Origin of the sequence: Neorhizobium phenanthreniclasticum (assembly GCF_040066075.1) — a bacterium.
GTDB classification, from domain to species: Bacteria; Pseudomonadota; Alphaproteobacteria; order Rhizobiales; family Rhizobiaceae; genus Neorhizobium; species Neorhizobium petrolearium.
Window position 1 is genome coordinate 253,677 of sequence record NZ_JBEAAL010000001.1, and the last position, 17,692, is coordinate 271,368.

General features: G+C 62.2%; 14 protein-coding genes. 6 read left to right on the forward strand and 8 right to left on the reverse strand.

Annotation, left to right across the window (positions count from 1 at the left end):
- Positions 1-6: 6 nt before the first annotated feature.
- Both ileS and ABK249_RS01250 read right to left on the reverse strand, forming a co-directional pair.
- Positions 7-2,958, reverse strand: a complete 2,952-nt coding sequence (gene ileS / locus ABK249_RS01245; RefSeq protein ID WP_348861983.1) for an isoleucine--tRNA ligase — start codon at positions 2,956-2,958, stop codon at positions 7-9.
- A 316-nt stretch (positions 2,959-3,274) separates the two neighbouring features.
- Entirely contained in the window at positions 3,275-4,174 is a 900-nt protein-coding gene (locus tag ABK249_RS01250) for an MBL fold metallo-hydrolase (protein WP_348861984.1), read from the reverse strand.
- 218 nt (positions 4,175-4,392) lie between these two features.
- On the opposite strand from ABK249_RS01250, the gene ABK249_RS01255 reads away from it, so the two are divergent.
- Complete coding sequence (locus tag ABK249_RS01255) at positions 4,393-5,049, forward strand: TetR/AcrR family transcriptional regulator (protein ID WP_348861985.1); 657 nt, start codon at positions 4,393-4,395, stop codon at positions 5,047-5,049.
- A gap of 26 nt (positions 5,050-5,075) precedes the next feature.
- Here the strand turns inward: ABK249_RS01255 and ABK249_RS01260 are convergent, their stop codons facing one another.
- Positions 5,076-6,056, reverse strand: coding sequence for a bifunctional riboflavin kinase/FAD synthetase (locus tag ABK249_RS01260; RefSeq protein ID WP_348861986.1), 981 nt, complete (start codon positions 6,054-6,056; stop codon positions 5,076-5,078).
- A 16-nt stretch (positions 6,057-6,072) separates the two neighbouring features.
- Positions 6,073-6,921 carry a TIGR01459 family HAD-type hydrolase gene (locus ABK249_RS01265; RefSeq protein ID WP_037158398.1) on the reverse strand — a complete coding sequence of 283 codons (849 nt, stop codon included), beginning with the start codon at positions 6,919-6,921 and terminating at the stop codon, positions 6,073-6,075.
- Between the two features lie 309 nt (positions 6,922-7,230).
- Between ABK249_RS01265 and groES the strand changes: the two genes are divergently transcribed.
- From groES to ABK249_RS01290, 5 genes are all read left to right on the forward strand, one after another.
- Positions 7,231-7,527, forward strand: a complete 297-nt coding sequence (groES, locus tag ABK249_RS01270) for a co-chaperone GroES (RefSeq protein WP_037158403.1) — start codon at positions 7,231-7,233, stop codon at positions 7,525-7,527.
- A gap of 57 nt (positions 7,528-7,584) precedes the next feature.
- Positions 7,585-9,225 carry a chaperonin GroEL gene (gene groL, locus ABK249_RS01275; protein WP_348861987.1) on the forward strand — a complete coding sequence of 547 codons (1,641 nt, stop codon included), beginning with the start codon at positions 7,585-7,587 and terminating at the stop codon, positions 9,223-9,225.
- 366 nt (positions 9,226-9,591) lie between these two features.
- Positions 9,592-11,163 carry a methionine--tRNA ligase gene (gene metG, locus ABK249_RS01280; RefSeq protein WP_348861988.1) on the forward strand — a complete coding sequence of 524 codons (1,572 nt, stop codon included), beginning with the start codon at positions 9,592-9,594 and terminating at the stop codon, positions 11,161-11,163.
- Positions 11,164-11,217: 54 nt separating this feature from the next.
- A complete protein-coding gene (locus ABK249_RS01285) occupies positions 11,218-12,747 on the forward strand; it encodes a cation:proton antiporter (protein ID WP_037158407.1) in 1,530 nt (509 codons plus the stop codon).
- A 190-nt stretch (positions 12,748-12,937) separates the two neighbouring features.
- Positions 12,938-13,393 carry a DoxX family protein gene (locus ABK249_RS01290; protein ID WP_037158408.1) on the forward strand — a complete coding sequence of 152 codons (456 nt, stop codon included), beginning with the start codon at positions 12,938-12,940 and terminating at the stop codon, positions 13,391-13,393.
- 63 nt (positions 13,394-13,456) lie between these two features.
- Here ABK249_RS01290 and ABK249_RS01295 read toward each other — a convergent pair whose 3' ends face one another.
- The 4 genes from ABK249_RS01295 to hisS form a co-directional block, all read right to left on the reverse strand.
- Positions 13,457-13,861 carry a GFA family protein gene (locus tag ABK249_RS01295; RefSeq protein ID WP_037158415.1) on the reverse strand — a complete coding sequence of 135 codons (405 nt, stop codon included), beginning with the start codon at positions 13,859-13,861 and terminating at the stop codon, positions 13,457-13,459.
- A 23-nt stretch (positions 13,862-13,884) separates the two neighbouring features.
- On the reverse strand, positions 13,885-14,583 hold the full coding sequence (hisG, locus tag ABK249_RS01300) for an ATP phosphoribosyltransferase (RefSeq protein WP_227702003.1): 699 nt from the start codon (positions 14,581-14,583) through the stop codon (positions 13,885-13,887).
- Positions 14,580-15,764, reverse strand: coding sequence for an ATP phosphoribosyltransferase regulatory subunit (locus ABK249_RS01305; protein ID WP_037158421.1), 1,185 nt, complete (start codon positions 15,762-15,764; stop codon positions 14,580-14,582). The genes hisG and ABK249_RS01305 overlap by 4 nt, the downstream gene beginning before the upstream one ends.
- Positions 15,765-15,968: 204 nt before the next feature.
- Complete coding sequence (gene hisS / locus ABK249_RS01310) at positions 15,969-17,567, reverse strand: histidine--tRNA ligase (RefSeq protein ID WP_037158424.1); 1,599 nt, start codon at positions 17,565-17,567, stop codon at positions 15,969-15,971.
- Positions 17,568-17,692 lie beyond the last annotated feature (125 nt).

The window sequence follows — 17,692 nt, forward strand, 5'->3', positions numbered from 1 at the left end:
TTCAGGTCAACCGAGGCGACCGAGGGCGGCGAGTTCGCGAAGTGCCGCAGCGTCGCGTGCGGAGACATCCGGCCAGTCGGGATCGGTACCGACATCCTTCGTCACACGCCAGGAGCGGGCGCATTTTACGCCTTCGGCGAGCTTCGGATCGACGGCAACGCCCGGAACTTCCGGCAGCCGGAAGGCGCTTTCCGGCCCTTCGCCCGCCCCGATCTCGATGCCGGAGGTGATGCAGATCTCCTCGAAGTCCTGGCCTTCCAGCGCCTTCAGGAGCGCCGGATCAGTGATGTGGACGACGGGGGCCGCTTCCAGCGAGGAACCGATGCGCTTGTCCTTGCGCTCGATCTCCAGCGCGCCGGTGACGACCGAGCGGACCCGGCGGATCGCGTTCCATTTTTCGGCAAGCATGTCATTGCGCCATTCGGCCGGAACGTCCGGGAACTGTTCGAGATGCACGGAGACCGCGCCCGGATTGCGCGACAGCCACGCCTCCTCCGTGGTGAACGGCAGCATGGGCGCAAGCCAGGTCACCATGCAGTCGAAGATCCTACGGATGACGGAGAGTGCTGCACGGCGGCGCAGCGACGACGGCGCATCGCAATAAAGCGCATCCTTGCGCACATCGAAATAGAAGGCCGAGAGCTCGACATTGGCGAAATCGATGAGCGCGCGTGCGATCTTCTTGAACTCGAAGGCGTCGTAAGCCTCACGGACGAGTTTATCCAGTTCCGCCAGGCGATGCAGCATCAGCTTCTCGAGTTCCGGCAGGTCGGCATAGGCGATCTCCTCGCCCTCGTCATGGGCGAGCGTGCCGAGCATCCAGCGGATCGTATTCCTGAGCTTGCGATAGGCATCGACATTCGTCTGGATGATCGTCTTGCCGAGGCGCTGGTCTTCCCAGTAATCCGTCGTCATGACCCAGAGGCGCAGGATATCGGCGCCGGCATCCTTCATGACGTCCTGCGGGGCCACGACATTGCCGAGCGACTTCGACATCTTCTGGCCCTTCTCGTCCATGGTGAAACCATGGGTGATGACCGTGTCATAAGGCGCGCGGCCGCGGGTGGCGGCGGATTCCAGGAGCGACGAATGGAACCAGCCGCGATGCTGGTCGGAGCCTTCCAGATAGACGTCGGCCGGCCATTTCAGGTCCGGGCGATCTTCCAGCGTGAAGGTGTGCGTCGAACCCGAGTCGAACCAGACGTCGAGGATGTCCATGACCTGCGTCCACTTAGCCGGATCATGCCCATTGCCCAGGAAGCGCTCCTTGGCGCCTTCGGCAAACCATGCGTCCGCGCCTTCCACCTCGAAGGCATCCAGGATGCGCCGGTTGACAGCCTCATCCTGCAGAACCTCGCCATGCTCGTCGACGAAGACGCAGATCGGCACGCCCCATGCCCTCTGGCGGGACAGCACCCAGTCCGGGCGCTGCTCGATCATGGCGCGCAGGCGGTTCTGGCCGGCAGCCGGCACGAAACGGGTATCGTCGATTGCCCTCAGCGCCCGCTCGCGCAGCGTCGTGCCGTCGGCAAGCGTCTTGTCCATATAGACGAACCATTGCGGCGTATTGCGGAAGATGATCGGCTTCTTGGAGCGCCAGCTATGCGGATACTGGTGCTTCAGACGGCCGCGGGCAAAAAGCATGTTACGCTCGATCAGCGCCTTGATGACGCGGTCGTTGGCATCGCCCTTCTTGCCGTTGTCGTCCATGACGCGCACGCCCTCGAAACCGGGTGCATCGGCAGTGTAGGTGCCGGAATCGTCGACCGGGAACGGGATCTTCGTCTCGATACCGCGCGCTTCCAGCTCCCGGATATGGTGCATCCAGGCCTCGAAGTCCTCGCGGCCGTGGCTCGGTGCCGTGTGGACGAAACCGGTGCCGGCATCGTCGGTGACGTGATCGCCGGCCAGCAGGGGCACGTCGAAGTCGTAGCCGCCACCGAGGCCGCGCAGGGGATGGGCGCAGGTGATCGCCGCCATCTCATCAGCCGAGACATCGCGCAAGCGCTTATACTGGAGCTTGGCCTTGGCGAAGCTTTCTTCGGCCAGTTTGTCGGCAAAGATCAACTTCTCACCGGGACGCGGGCCGAAATCGTTCTCTGCCACCGTGACTTCGTAGAGGCCATAGGCGATTTTCGGCGAATACGAGATCGCCCGGTTGCCCGGGATGGTCCAAGGCGTCGTGGTCCAGATGACTACGAAAGCACCGCGGATATCATCCATATAGGACTTTGCCTCAAAAGGCGTGTCGATCGTCCCGAAACTGGCTACAGGGAACTTCACCCAGATCGTATCGGACTCGTAATCCTGATACTCGACCTCGGCTTCCGCCAGCGCGGTGCGCTCGACCACCGACCACATGATCGGCTTCGAGCCGCGATAGAGCTGGCCGCTCCTGGCGATCTTCAAGAGCTCGCCGGCGATGCGCGCTTCGGCGTGGAAATTCATCGTCAGGTACGGGTTCTCGAAATCGCCGACGATGCCGAGGCGCTGGAACTCACCCGCCTGAACCTTGATCCACTTTTCCGCATAGGCGCGGCACTCGCGGCGGAACTCGGTCATCGCCGCCGGCTCGGAGAGGTCGGGCTTTGCCTTGCCCTTGGAACGATAGTTCTCTTCCTCGATCTTCCACTCGATCGGCAGGCCGTGGCAGTCCCAGCCCGGCACATAGTTCGAGTCATAGCCGCGCATCTGGAACGAGCGGGTGATGACGTCCTTGAGGATCTTGTTCAGCGCGTGGCCGATATGGATGTTACCGTTCGCATAGGGCGGGCCGTCGTGCAAAACGAATTTTTCGCGGCCGGCGGCGGAGGCGCGGAGCTTCTTGTAAAGGTCCATCTGCTGCCAGCGGGCAACCAGTTCCGGCTCCTTCTGCGGCAGTCCGGCGCGCATCGGAAAATCGGTTTCGGGCAGATAGAGGGTCTTCGAATAGTCGAGTTTTTCGGCGGTATCGGTCATGATGGCAATCGTCTCTGGCGCCGCGACGGGGCGCGTCTCGATGAAAACACGGTGGCGGAAGGCGCTTGTCGTAAGCGCCGAAAACCCGGACCCTCCAGCCGCTCTTACAGCGCGCGGAAGGCCGGGCCGATAATTCGTATGATCTGAGCCAGCCGAAATTTTTGCATAGTGGCGGTTGTTTATGTGTTCTTGCCGAAAAAAGGAAGAGGGTCGGTCAGGAATATGAAAGACCGGCTTCGGCAAAATAGCAGGCGCTTTCCCCCGCCCTGCCCTTTAAAACAGGACGGGACGGGAGACATGGCTGAAGCCGCGGCGTTCAGCCGAGCGGAATTTCGAGCAGGTCGCGTCCGACGACGATCTCCCCGTCAAAATGCCTGGCGGTTTCGGCGCGCCACATTTCGTCGGTGATCCACTCCATGTCGCCAGGCCCGAAATGGCTGAGGACGAGTTTCTTCGCGCGAGCCTGTGCGGCGATCATCCCCACCTGCTCGGCCGCCGTGTGGCTTTCGACGATGTGCTTGCGGAAAGCGGGCGTGCCATTCGCGCGCTTCACCAGGGCGTCGACGCCGGGAAGGTAAAGGACTTCGTGCACCAGCACGTCCGCATCGCGCGCGAAATCGGCCAGCGCCGGATTATAGGCGGTGTCACCCGAATAAACGACGACCCCATACGGCGTCTCGAACCGGTAGGCGAGATTTTCCAGCGGCGGGTGGGGCGTCGTGAAGGCGGTCACCTTTACGCGCTCGTCCTGCATGACCAGCCCGTCCTTTTTGGTAAAATCGTGGGCGCGCAGGAGCTTGGACGGGTCGGCACGCCCCTCGTCCTCCATCCTGGTCGCGACGTCAAGACGGTTGAGCTGCCAGAAATCCCTCGCCATGTCTTCGAGCCCAGCCGGTCCATAGGCATCGATCGGCTGACGCAGCGCCCCGGATACCCAGATATTGTAGACCAGATTGCCGAATTCGAGCTGATGGTCCGAATGCATGTGGGAAATAAGGATCGTGCGGATGCTTGCAAGATCGATCCCTGCCTTCACGACCTGAGCCGTTACCCCCATGCCTGTGTCTATGATGTAGGTAACGCCGTCGACGATCAGCGCATTGGCGGGATTGGATCGGTTGCCACCGACGCGCGGCCCGCCCTTGGTGCCCAAGAGCACGAGCTTCGCCCCCTTGGGAGCTGCCGGTGCCTCGGCATGAGCGGCAACCGGAAACATGCTTGAAGCGCCGGCTGCCAGGGCAAAGTTAAGAACACTCCGACGAGTGAATGCACGCCCGCTGTTTGAAATCTCCATCTCTCTCCTCCCTCCGATCAGAGAACCGAGATCTAACAACAGCCGAACGAGGAATCAATCAGAATAAGAATCTCATTCTGTTTTAAGCTGATGGACAACGGGAATACGATACGCAATTCATAGAGGAGAGGCGGTGCATATTGAGAACGACAGCGAATTGGCATGACGATCTGGCACGAGTTGGCGTTCTTCCCGCCCAGCAGTTGCGCAGCCGCGAATTGCGCGATCGCCTGATCGATGAAGGGCTGCGCATCGCGCGAAAGATTTCCTTCGACGAGGTCGGCGTTGCCGATATCTGCAACGCGGCCGAATGCTCGACCGGTGCCTTTTACGCGCGCTTCCCCGACAAGCTGACGCTCTTCAAGGCGGTCATGGTCGCGGCTGCGGCGGAATCGGGGCCAATGCTCGAGGCCGTCGTGCGGGAGACGACCTTCAACCGTATTCTCGCTGAACTGACACAGGCGCAAGTCGCCCGCTACATCGAGCAGAAGACCTTCTTCCGTTCCGCGTTCAAGGTCAGCCTGGAATCAGGAGAGGCATGGGAGCCCTTCCGCCGGAACGTGCATGCGCTGACCGATGCCTTTCTCGATCGGGTTGCCCGTGAACCGTCGATCGATCATGCCCGCGTCGATGAGGCCCGCATCCGCTTCGCCTTCCAGGTGATGTACGGCGTTCTCAACAACACCATCATCAACCAGCCCGGCCCCTTTTTCCTGGAAACACCGGAGTTTCCGGACATGCTCGAACAGACGATGCTGGCGACAATGGATTTGCCGCGCAAGCCGACTGTGAGCTGACTTGCGGACTTCGTCATCAAACGACGTCAGAATGCGATTTTCGCGTCCAGTTCCCCGAGCGGTCTGACACCGGAGAGCAGCGCCCGCGCCTCTTCCTCGTCGCGTTTGATCTGCACCACCAACGCGTCGAGGCTGTCGAATTTCAGCTCGTCGCGCAGGTGCCCGAAGAAGGAGACGGAACAGATTTCACCATAGAGGCTGCCGGAGAAATCGAAGAGATAGGTCTCAAGCAACGGTGCGCCGTTGTCCGTCACGGTCGGACGGCGCCCGTAGCTTGCAACGCCATCGTGGAGCGTGCCGTCGGGGCGGCGGAACCGTACGGCATAGATGCCTGCCTTCAGCTCTGCTTCCGGGGATAACTGCATGTTGGCGGTCGGGAAGCCGAGCTGCCGGCCGAGCTTTTCGCCGCCGATCACCTCAGCCTCGACCGTATAACGGTAGCCGAGAAGACCTGCCGCGCCAGACACGCCGCCTTCCCCCAGCAGGGCCCGGATGCGGCTCGAAGATATCACTTCGGCATTTTCGTCCCGGAAGGCATCGACGAGCGAGACGGTAAAGCCGTGCCTTTCGCCCGACGCCATCAGGAAGGCCGGGCCGCCTTCCCTGCCCTTGCCGAAATGGAAATCGAAGCCGGTGACGACGGCGCCGGCATGCAGCCAGTCGACCAGGATCGTCCGGATGAATTCTTCCGCCGAGCGCGTCGCGAATTCCCTGGTAAAGGGATATTCGATCACCGACTGGAAGCCCATGGCCTCCAGCAATCGCGCCTTCAGCGGCGCGGGCGTCAGCCGGAAGACGGGTTCCTCCGGCCGGAACACGGTGCGTGGATGCGGCTCGAAGGTCAGCACCAGCGCGGGTGTGCCGCGCTCTTCGGCAAGCGACAACGCGCGCTCGAGAACGCTGCGATGGCCGCGATGCACACCGTCGAAATTGCCGATGGCGATGACGCCGCCCTTCAACGCCTCGGGCAGCGGTTCTTTCTTTTCGTTGCGGTGGAATACGGTCATCGAAGCGATTTCCGGTTCAGGCAAGCCTCTGCATCCAGTATTTCGGCGCGGCGTTTTCCGATTTCAGCCAGGCATTGAGGATCGCTTCGTCGGTCCGGCCATTGACGGTATATTCCGCCACATGGATACCCCCGCTGATATAGAGCAGATCGAGCCCGTATGCGAGCGCACCGCGCACGTCGGTAGGCATACCGTCGCCGACCGCCAGCACACGGTCCATCGGGAAATCGCCGCGCACTTCGCGAGCGGCGGCAAGCGTCGCCTCGTAGATCGGCCGGTGCGGTTTGCCGGCGATGCGCGTCTTGCCGCCGAGTTGTTCGTAATAGGCGGCGACGGCACCGGCACAGGGGATGATGCGGTGGCCGCGCTCGACCACGAGGTCGGGGTTGGCGCAGATGAACGGCACGTCGCGCTTGACGAAGGCGGTCAGGAGGCCGGTGTAGTCCTCCGGCACTTCCTTCTCGTCGTCGAAGAAACCGGTGCAGACGATGCAATCCGCGTCCTCTGCCGAAACGGCCTCGACGTCGAGCCCGTCAAACAGCGGCATGTCGCGTTCGGGGCCGAGCAGGAAGACCTTTTTCGGCCCTTCGGCAATCAGATGGCGCGTCACGTCGCCGGAGGTGACGATACGGTCATAGGTCCCGTCCGGCACGCCGAGCGCGCGCATCTGCTGGATGACGCCCGGCGCCGGACGCGGCGAATTGGTGATCAACACGACTGTCGCGCCGGCCTCCCGCGCCTCGGCAAGCGCCTTGCAGGAGTGCTGGAAGGCATCGACGCCATTGTGCACGACGCCCCAGACGTCGGAAAGAACGACGTCGTAGCCGCCGATCACTTCGCTCAAACTGCCGATGCGCTTTGCCATATGTCCGTCCTGTCACTCCAAGTCCCCGGTGACATGGCAAACCGCCGAAAAGATTACAAGCAAAAAGCTCCCGTTGCGCCGCGACGACACGCTGGTGTCATTTTTGCGCCGCACCATGGCCCGGCTTATCCATTAAGCTTGTTTTCAACCGGCAGGCGGGACCGCCTTTAAAATTTCAGCTTCGTCCTTGACTCAATCGCCGGCCCCACTTATCTCGACCCTCGTTAGCACTCCCGCAAGGTGAGTGCCAACAGCCAAGCGATACGGATCTTGCGATCCGTCAATGTCATTTGATCGAGGGATTAGACAATGGCAAGCACCAATTTCCGCCCCCTGCACGATCGCGTCGTCGTTCGCCGCGTCGAGTCTGAAGAAAAGACCAGAGGCGGCATCATCATTCCGGACACCGCCAAGGAAAAGCCCGCTGAAGGCGAAATCGTCGCCGTCGGCCCCGGCGCCCGCGACGAGTCCGGCAAGATCGCCGCGCTCGACGTCAAGGTCGGCGACCGCGTTCTCTTCGGCAAGTGGTCCGGCACGGAAGTCAAGATCAACGGCGAAGACCTTCTGATCATGAAGGAAACCGACATCATGGGCATCATCGGCTGATTTCGGCCGGTCGTGTTTTCCGAAATTCTCTGACACCCGTTTCAGGAGTTCTCAAAAATGGCAGCTAAAGAAGTCAAATTCGGCCGCACCGCGCGTGAAAAGATGCTGCGTGGCGTCGACATTCTCGCTGACGCAGTGAAGGTCACGCTCGGCCCGAAAGGCCGCAACGTCGTGATCGACAAGTCCTTCGGCGCGCCGCGCATCACCAAGGACGGCGTTTCCGTCGCCAAGGAAATCGAACTGGAAGACAAGTTCGAGAACATGGGCGCCCAGATGGTCCGCGAAGTCGCTTCGAAGACCAACGACATCGCCGGTGACGGCACCACGACCGCAACCGTTCTTGCCCAGGCCATCGTTCGCGAAGGCGCCAAGGCCGTTGCAGCCGGCATGAACCCGATGGACCTGAAGCGCGGCATCGACCTCGCCGTCAAGGCCGTCGTCGCTGATCTCCAGGCCAAGGCCAAGAAGATCAACACTTCGGAAGAAGTCGCCCAGGTCGGCACGATCTCCGCCAACGGCGAGCGCCAGATCGGCCTCGACATTGCCGAAGCCATGCAGAAGGTCGGCAACGAAGGCGTCATCACGGTTGAAGAAGCCAAGACCGCCGAGACCGAACTCGAAGTCGTCGAAGGCATGCAGTTCGACCGCGGCTATCTCTCGCCCTACTTCGTCACCAACCCGGAAAAGATGGTTGCTGACCTGGAAGATGCCTTCATCCTCCTGCACGAGAAGAAGCTCTCCAACCTCCAGGCGATGCTCCCGGTTCTCGAAGCCGTCGTCCAGACCGGCAAGCCGCTCCTCATCATCGCTGAAGACGTCGAAGGCGAAGCGCTCGCAACGCTCGTCGTCAACAAGCTGCGTGGCGGCCTCAAGATCGCTGCCGTCAAGGCTCCGGGCTTCGGCGATCGCCGCAAGGCCATGCTGGAAGACATCGCCATCCTGACCGGCGGCACTGTCATCTCCGAAGACCTCGGCATCAAGCTCGAAAACGTCACCATCGACATGCTCGGCCGTGCCAAGAAGGTTTCGATCTCCAAGGAAAACACCACGATCGTCGACGGTGCGGGCCAGAAGGCCGACATCGAAGGCCGCGTCGGCCAGATCAAGGCCCAGATCGAGGAAACCACCTCCGACTACGACCGCGAGAAGCTGCAGGAACGCCTTGCCAAGCTCGCTGGCGGCGTTGCCGTCATCCGCGTCGGCGGTTCGACGGAAGTCGAAGTGAAGGAAAAGAAGGACCGCATCGACGACGCGCTCAACGCGACCCGTGCGGCCGTTCAGGAAGGCATCGTACCGGGCGGCGGCGTCGCTCTGCTGCGTGCTTCCGCTCAGCTTAAGGTCAAGGGCGAAAACGCCGACCAGGAAGCCGGTGTCAACATCGTTCGCCGCGCCCTGCAGGCTCCGGCCCGCCAGATCGCCGAAAACGCTGGTGACGAAGCTTCGATCGTCGTCGGCAAGATCCTCGAAAAGAACGACGACAACTACGGCTACAACGCCCAGACCGGCGAATACGGCGACATGATCGGCATGGGCATCGTCGATCCGGTCAAGGTCGTTCGCACCGCCCTGCAGGACGCAGCCTCGGTTGCCGGCCTGCTGGTCACCACCGAAGCCATGATCGCCGAGCTGCCGAAGAAGGACGCTCCGGCCGGCATGCCTGGCGGCATGGGCGGAATGGGCGGCATGGACATGATGTGAGACTGACGTCTCGCATCTGAGCCATCCGGTTCAGTCTTGGAAGGGCGGTCTTCGGGCCGCCCTTTTTCATCTCAACGAGGCCGCCATCATTCCAGACGGCTCTGCGCGTCGAGCGCGCCGGGCTATCGACTTCCGCTTCCCTGACATTCGTCAATTGACGGGAAACCTCCAGGAGGATAATTGGAATTCATGACCAGCAGCGCCTCGATCGTCAGCATCTGCATGATGATGCCGCTTTCCAAATCGGAAGCGGCAGGTCTTGGCATGTAATCCACGCGGATAAACAAACATCCAAGTCGCTTCCACCCGGGGCGGCTTTTTTTGTCTTCAGGGACCGCCTCGTTCTCAAACCCGAGAGGTCTCCCGATGCCCGCGAATGCTCATTCCATCAACCCATCTCATCGCTACGTCACGACGGCGATTCCCTATGTGAACGCCCGGCCCCATATCGGCTTCGCGCTGGAGGTCGTTCAGGCCGACGTCATCGCCCGATCCCACCGCTCCACGGGCGCTGATACGCGCTTCCTGGCCGGTACCGACGAGAACAGCATCAAGAACGTTCAGGCTGCCGAAGCCGCCGGGCTGCCCGTCGAAACGCTCGTCGAGCGCAATTCCGATCACTTTCGCGCTCTTCAGCAAGGTTTGAACCTCTCCTATGACGACTTTATCCGGACCAGCAGCGATCCACGCCATGCACCCGGCGCCCGCAAGCTCTGGGCGGCATGTTTCAGGAGCGGCGACATCTACAAGCGTGCCTATCGCGGCCTTTACTGCAATGGCTGCGAACAATTCTACAAGGCCGAAGAACTCGCCGACGGCAAATGCCCTGAACACGGCACTGTCCCGGACTTCGTGGAAGAAGAAAACTGGTTCTTCCGCCTCTCGCGCTACGAGGAGACGCTGCGCAGATTGTATGAACGTCGCGAGATCGACGTGGTGCCGGAATCACGGCGCAATGAGGTCCTAGCCTGGATCAGGGGAGGCCTTGAAGATTTCAGCATTTCGCGCAGCGCAATCCGTGCACGCGGATGGGGCATTCCCGTGCCGAACGATCCAGGCCAGGTGATTTATGTCTGGTTCGATGCGCTTGCCAACTACATCACGGCCCTCGGCTATGGGACGGACGAAGCCCTGTTCCGCCGCTTCTGGCTTGAGAGCGATTCCCGGGAACACGTGATCGGCAAGGGGATCACCCGGTTCCATGCCATCTATTGGCCGGCCATTCTTCTTTCGGCGGGCATCATCCCGCCCACGCGCATCTTCGTCCACGGTTATGTGACAGTGGACGGCCGGAAGATCGGCAAATCGGCCGGCAACGCGATCGATCCCGTTCCATTGGCCGGTGAACTCGGGACAGATGCCTTGCGTTACTATCTTTTGCGGCATATCCGCCCTACGGGCGACGGTGATTTTTCCCATGAGCGCTTCCGGCAGGCGCATGACTCCGAACTTGCGGATCAGCTCGGCAATCTCGTGCACCGCGCTCTCAGCATGATCGACCGCTATTGCGGCGGCATCATACCGGCTCCCGAAGGCACCGACATCAGAGGGGACGACCTGCTTCATCAGGCGGCCGACCTCAGGAAAATCGTCGCCGGCTCCATCGAGGCCTACACATTCGATGAGGCCCTGGATGCCGTGTGGTCGTTCGTCGCATCGACAAATCGCTATGTCGCGGAACAGCAACCCTGGGCTCTGGCCAAAGCCGAAGGTTCCGAACCGGCGATCAGGTTGCGCAACTGCCTGTTTAATTTGGCGGCGTCACTGCAGGCGATCGCCGATTGCCTCAGCTCCCTGCTGCCGGAGACGAGCGAAAAACTGCGCTATAAACTGGGCGGGCCATTGCGGGGCGCAGAGGCCCTGGAATTGGCCGGGCTCAAGGTTGACAGAGGTGGCGCACTGTTTCCCAAGGGAAGCATCTCACGCAATCCCGGCTAGAGCAAAGATGCAAGGCCGCTGACAACTGCCCGCGCCGCAATTACAGTCGCACCCATGAGTTTCTTTGAAAGCCTACTCCTTCTGGTGCTGGTCGCGATCGTGCTGCTGCAGGTTTCGCGCCGCCTCTCCGTGCCCTATCCTTCCATGCTCGCCCTGGCGGGCGCGGCCGTCGCGCTGGTTCCCGGCACGCCATACATTTCCCTCGACCCGGCCACGGCACTCGCCCTGTTCATCGCACCGGCGCTGTTCGATGCCGCTTTCGATTTTCCGGTGGGCGTCGCGCGCCGCTTCTGGCTGCCGCTCGTCGTCTTCGCCGTGGGTGGCGTCGTTGTGACGGCGGCGGCAGTCGCATTCTTTGGCTGGGCTTTCGCCGGCCTGCCGCTCGCCGCAGCGCTGGTGCTGGGCGCGATCGTCGCGCCGCCCGACGCGGCGGCGGCGACCGCGGTACTGTCTGCCATGTCGATCCCCCGCAGCACGGATACGGTCCTGCGCGGCGAAAGCCTCTTCAACGACGCCGCAGCACTCCTGATCTTCGACGCCGCGCTCGCCATCCAGTCGGCGGGCGGCCTCGACATGCCCATCGCCTTGCACCTCACGATTGCCGTTCCCGGCGGCATCCTGCTCGGAATCATAGCCGCAACGCTGGTCCGGCACCTGGCGCGCTTCGTCTCCGGCACGCTTGGCGGAAACCTCCTGCAGTTCGTGCAGACCTTCCTCCTGTGGGTCATCGCCGAACGTCTCGGTCTTTCGGCCGTGCTCGCCATCGTCGCCTTCGCGATGACGCTGGCGTACAGCAACAGGACGCCGACCTCGGTGCGGATGCGGGTGCAGTCCTATGCGGTCTGGAGCGCCGTTGTCTTCGTGCTGAACGTGATGGCCTTTCTTCTGATGGGCATGCAGGTTCGCGATATCGTCGGAGGAATGTCAGCAGACCGTCTCGGAGAGGCGATCCGTTTTGCTCTGATTACCGTCGTCATCGTCATCCTGGTGCGTTTCGTGGTCTATGTGGGCTTCAACCGCCTGCAGGCCTGGCGTGCGCGCCGCCGCGGCGTACCGGAACCAGCCTCCGTCAAACAGGCGCTGCTTGCCAGCTGGTGCGGCATGCGCGGACTTGTGACACTTGCGACGGCCTTCGCCTTGCCGGCCTCATTCCCCGAACGCGATATTGTCGTCCTGACGGCCTTCGCCGTCGTACTTGCCACGCTGGTCGTCCAGGGGCTGACGCTTGCGCCGATCATCAGATGGCTCGGTCTCGACCGCCGCCAGAAAGGGCTTGGCGAACTCGCTGCCCGTCGCAGCGAAATAGCGTTTGCAGGGTTCTCGAGACTCGACGGAGCAGTGGAGGACGAAGCGGAACTGCTGCGCGCAAAATTCCGCCTGGAGCAGGAGGCCGTGTCCGCGACGTCGCTCGAAACCTATCGCCGGCTGGCGCTCGATGCCATCGTCGCCCAGCGGGAGGCGCTCGAAGGACTTCGCGCGGCCGGCCATCTCAATGTCGACGAATACAATCTTCTCCTGGAGGAAATCGACTGGCGCGAACTTTCCGTCCTGCCGGAGAACGCGCGGCGGATCGAGGAGATATAAACTCCTTCAAGGCCTCCCCGGCTTTGACATGACGAAAACGTGCGCGCCGGACTGCGTCCTCCGCGTTCACAAATCGGCAACAAACCGTCCACGATTGTTCATCTTCCGAATACGGATTAAAACGGGCAAATATGCAGGCAGAGAAATTCAACCGCCTGTCGAGACACAGGCACTGAACCGGAGCTTCCAAATGTCTTCCACCGCCACTACCAACAATTCCCTGCTTCTCGCCGCCCGCGTCCTGCTGGCGATCATGTTCATCACGTCCGGCTTCCAGAAGCTCATCGACCCCTCTGGCACCGCCGGCATGATCACCGGCGCCGGCATTCCCGCGGCCGCGTTGCTCGCCTATGTCGCCGGCCTCTTCGAGTTGGTGGCCGGTCTTGCCGTCCTCACCGGTTTCCAGACCAAGATCGCCGCTATCCTGCTTGCCCTTTTCTGCCTGTTCACCGCCTTCGTCTTCCATAACGGCGCGATCAACATTCCCGGCTTCACGCCGGAAGCGAACGGCCTGCTGACTGTCTTCAATGGCCTGATCTTCTGGAAGAACGTCTCGCTTGCAGGCGGCTTCCTGGCTCTCGCCGCCGCCGGCGCCGGCGCCTACTCGATCGACGCCCGCCGCGGTTCGGTCGCAATTACCGCTTAACTTGCCAGCATTCCCTGCCCTGGACTGATCCGCCGGACCTCGCGTCCGGCGGATTTCTTGTCTCTAATCCTTTTCACGGGCCGGCAATTCGCCGATCTGCGAAAGCCAGGCCGGCGAGGAGCGGCACCAGACCTGCCGCTGCGGTTTCAGCTCCATCCGTTGGTCGATGCTGCCCCAGCGGATGCCCCAGATCTTCGAAGCCTCCCCCTCGCCGTTGACGAAGAGCTGCGAGCCACATTCCGGGCAGAAATACTGGAGCCGGCCGCGCCCGCTTTCGGCCGTCTTTCGGTATTGCTTCGGCGGCTCGCCGGTGAGCTTCAAATCGCTTTCCGGAACGACCGCCGTCACTCGAAAAGGCGAGCCGGTAAGTTTCTGGCAATCGGTACAGTGGCAGATGGCGACCCGCTGCGGATCGAGCTCGGCCTCATAGGTCACATAGCCGCAATGGCATCCGCCGGTGATGTGCATGCATCTTCCTCCCCGTTGAAACTTTAAAGCACGCCGCGGACCGCCTCCACGATCTGCGCCACTCGCGGATCATCCTCGTGATCCGGCTTGCGGGCTCTCACCAGGCAGGCCTCGGATTTCAGGATCACCCCATCCGACAGGATCTTCAGATGGTTCGCCCGAAGCGTCGAGCCCGTCGAGGTAATATCGACGATGATATCCGCCTGGCCAGCCGCCGGCGCGCCTTCCGTGGCGCCGAGGCTTTCCACGATGCGGTAGAGCTGGATGCCATGCTGGCTTGAAAAGAACTGCTGCGTGAGCCGCCAGTATTTCGTGGCGATCTGCAACCGGCGGCCATGGCGGGCGCGGAAATCCGCGGCCACGTCGCCGAGATCGGCCATGGTCTCCACGTCGAGCCAGATTTCCGGCACGGCGACCACGACATCCGCCTGGCCGAAGCCCAGGCGAGCGCAGAACTCGACGCGTCCGTCGGCGCCTGCCATGCCCTCACGCACAAGATCTTCGCCGGTCACGCCGAAATCCACCGCGCCGCTTGCGAGTTCCCGTGCAATCTCGGAGGCCGACAGGTAGGCGATCTCGACGCCGTCCATTCCTTCAATGCGGCCGCGATAGGAGCGGTCGTTGCCGACGGCGGAAATCGCAAGCCCGGCGCGTTCGAAAATCGCGGCGGTGTCTTCCTTGATGCGGCCCTTGGACGGCAGGGCAATCGTAATGACGCTCATTGAACGCTCTTTTCTTCGCGCGGCGGGTCCGCCCGAAAACCGGCCTCCACTTTTCGGCCCGCCGCGGCACCCCTCGCCGCTTCAATTCGATCGAGCCAGAGCGAGAAACCGACGGCCGGAATATGATCCTTCGCCCCGAGCAGGGTCAGCAGCCGGTCGAAGCGGCCGCCGCCGGCCAGAACGGCAGGCGAGCCTTCTTCCGTCACCTCGAAGACGAGGCCAGTGTAATAGTCGAGCGGGCGGCCGAAGGCGGCACGATAGGTCATGGCCGAAAGGTCCGCACCGGCATTGGCAAGCGCCGCCAGACGCGCGTCGAAAAGTGCTGCCGCCGGCCCGAGTTTCAGATCGGCGGCATCGGCGAAGCCGGCAAGCGCCGCCGGCGCCTCCGCGAGCGGAAGCTGAAGCGTCAGGAATTCACGCAGCAGCAGCAGCGCTGTGCCGTCGAGCCGCGTCTCGGCGAGTTCCAGCTTTTCCTTGAGCCGCCTTGCGATCTCGGCCGGCGAGCGGCTGGCATTGGTGGAATAGCCGGTCTCCTGCATGGTGCGATCGATGCGCGACACCAGTTCCGCCTCGTTGCCGGAGGCCAGGAGCCCGGCGATCTCGGGATCGAGACCGGTGACCGGCTGCGGCCGGGCAAGCCGTTCCAACAGCGCTTCGAGATGCGCCATGTCGCCGAAGGCATGGATCAGCCGCCGCTGCCAGCCGAACGGCAGGCCGAGCGCGTTCACCACCGCCTCGAATACCGCCTGGTCGCCCAGCGTCACCCCGAGTTTGCGGCCGGGCAGCAGCGCCTTCAAGATGCCGATCGCGTCCCCGATGACGCGGGCATCGGCGCTGGCGATGTCCTTGTCGCCGAGGTCTTCAATGCCGGCCTGGTAGAATTCATAGGCGCCTTCGCGGCGCTGACGGAACACCTCGCCGAGATAGGAATAACGCTTCGGCGTGCCGGTGGCCGTCTCGATATGGCGAAGGCAGACGGGAATGGTGAATTCCGGTCGCAGGCAGAGGTTCGCGCCCGTCTCGCTCTCGGTCAAGAAGATGCGGCGGCGCAAGTCCTCGCCGGCCATGTCGAGAAAAGGCTCGGCCGGCTGGATGACCGGCGTGTTCACCCGCTCGGTGCGGCGAGCGGCGAATTCGGCGAGGAGATCGCCGGAAAACTCCGGCATGTCGATCAGGGGCATGGGATTGCTCCCACTGTGCCACGACTCCCCCCTCTGTCCTGCCGGACATCTCCCCCTCGGGTGGGGAGATCACAAGCGGCACGACCGTCGTTTCCGAGGGGCGGCTGCGGGGAAGGAGACGTCAGATTGAAGGCGACGAGAGGGCCACCAGCCGATCTCCCCCCTTGAGGGGGAGATGCCCGGCAGGGCAGAGGGGGGTAACACTCACGCATCCTTCGCCCTTCTGCGATCCTCGGCCTGGGCGGCCAGAATCTCCTTCACCTTGGCGACCAGTTCCGCCTCGGGAACGGTTTCCTGGGCCACCCGCGCCTCGCGCCAGGCCGCATTGTCCTCGATCTCGCCGGAAAGGCGCTTGCCCTCAATCAGGTCCTTGATCTGCACCACACCCTCAGCGCGCTCATCGCCACCCTGGATGAGGGCGATCGGGCAGCCGCGGCGGTCGGCATATTTCAGCTGGATGCCGAACTTCTTCCAGTTGCCCTGGTACATTTCGGCACGGATGCCGGCATTGCGCAGGTCCTGCGTGAAGCGCTGGTAGCGGCCCATGCTTTCCACATCGCCGTCCATGACGGTGACCAGAACCGGGGCGACCGCCTCGTCCCGGCCGAGCTTGCCGAGGTTCTTCAGCGCCGTCATCAGGCGCGAGACACCGATCGAAAAGCCCGTCGCCGGAACCGGCTGGCCCATGAAGCGCGAGACAAGCCCGTCATACCGCCCGCCGCCGCCGACGGAGCCGAACACGACTTCTTCGCCCTTCTCGTTGGTAACGTCGAAGGTGAGCTCGGCTTCAAAAACCGGGCCGGTGTAGTATTCGAGGCCGCGGATAATAGTGGTATTTATCGCGATACGATCAGGGCCATAGCCCGATTGCTCAAACAGATTGAGCATCAATTCAAGCTCTTCAATTCCAGCAGCTCCGCTTGGCGTCGCACCTACGATCAACCGAGCAGCTTCAATCGAATTCCAAGAATTGTCGACCCACAGAATGCTGTCTTCCTTTGAGGGCCGTCCTACTAGAGGTCGAACGCGACTCCGAGATTGATCAGCGGGGACCATGGTTGATCCGGCCAGAAATGGAATGATTAGTTTGATCTGCTCGGAATTTAGCCCCGCCCCCTTGGTACGGTCGCCACTTTCATCTGTACGTCCATCCCCAAGAAGGAGGAGAACCCCCTCGGTTCCGAATTTATCGTGCTTATCGAGAGCACGAAGAACAGCGAGTTTCTGCGTGGGATCGTCAACTCCGATCGCCTCCATGACGCCATCCAGAACCTTGCGGTTGTTGACACGGATCACGTAATCGCCGCGCTTGATGCCCAGCGCTTCCATGGTGTCGGCCATCATCATGCACATTTCGGCATCTGCCTGGACGCCCGCCGCGCCGACGGTGTCGGCATCGAACTGCATGAACTGGCGGAAACGGCCGGGACCCGGCTTCTCGTTGCGGAAGACGTAGCCGGCGCGATAGGTGCGGTAAGGAAGCTGGATCTCGTTGAAATTCTCCGCGACATGGCGGGCGAGCGGCGCTGTCAGGTCGTAGCGCAGGCTCATCCACTGATCGTCGTCGTCCTGCAGCGAGAACACGCCTTCGTTCGGGCGGTCGGCATCCGGCAGGAATTTTCCGAGCGCATCGGTATATTCGAACATCGGCGTCTCGACCGGGTCGAAACCGTAGCGCTCGTAGACCTCGCGGATCTTCTCGATCATCTCGTTGGTGGCATGGATATCGGCACTGGTGCGATCGACGAAGCCGCGCGGCAGGCGGGCTTTGAGTTTCTGCGGTTTTTGTCTCTTGTCGCTCATGATCGAAATTCCATTGCCGTCGGCCGCAAAGGCCGGATTTGTGAGCGGTTTCTTAGAGGATAGAGGCGGGAGCGGCAAGGGCGATGGGTGGCGAAGTGTTCGGGAGAATGCTATATATTCCGGCA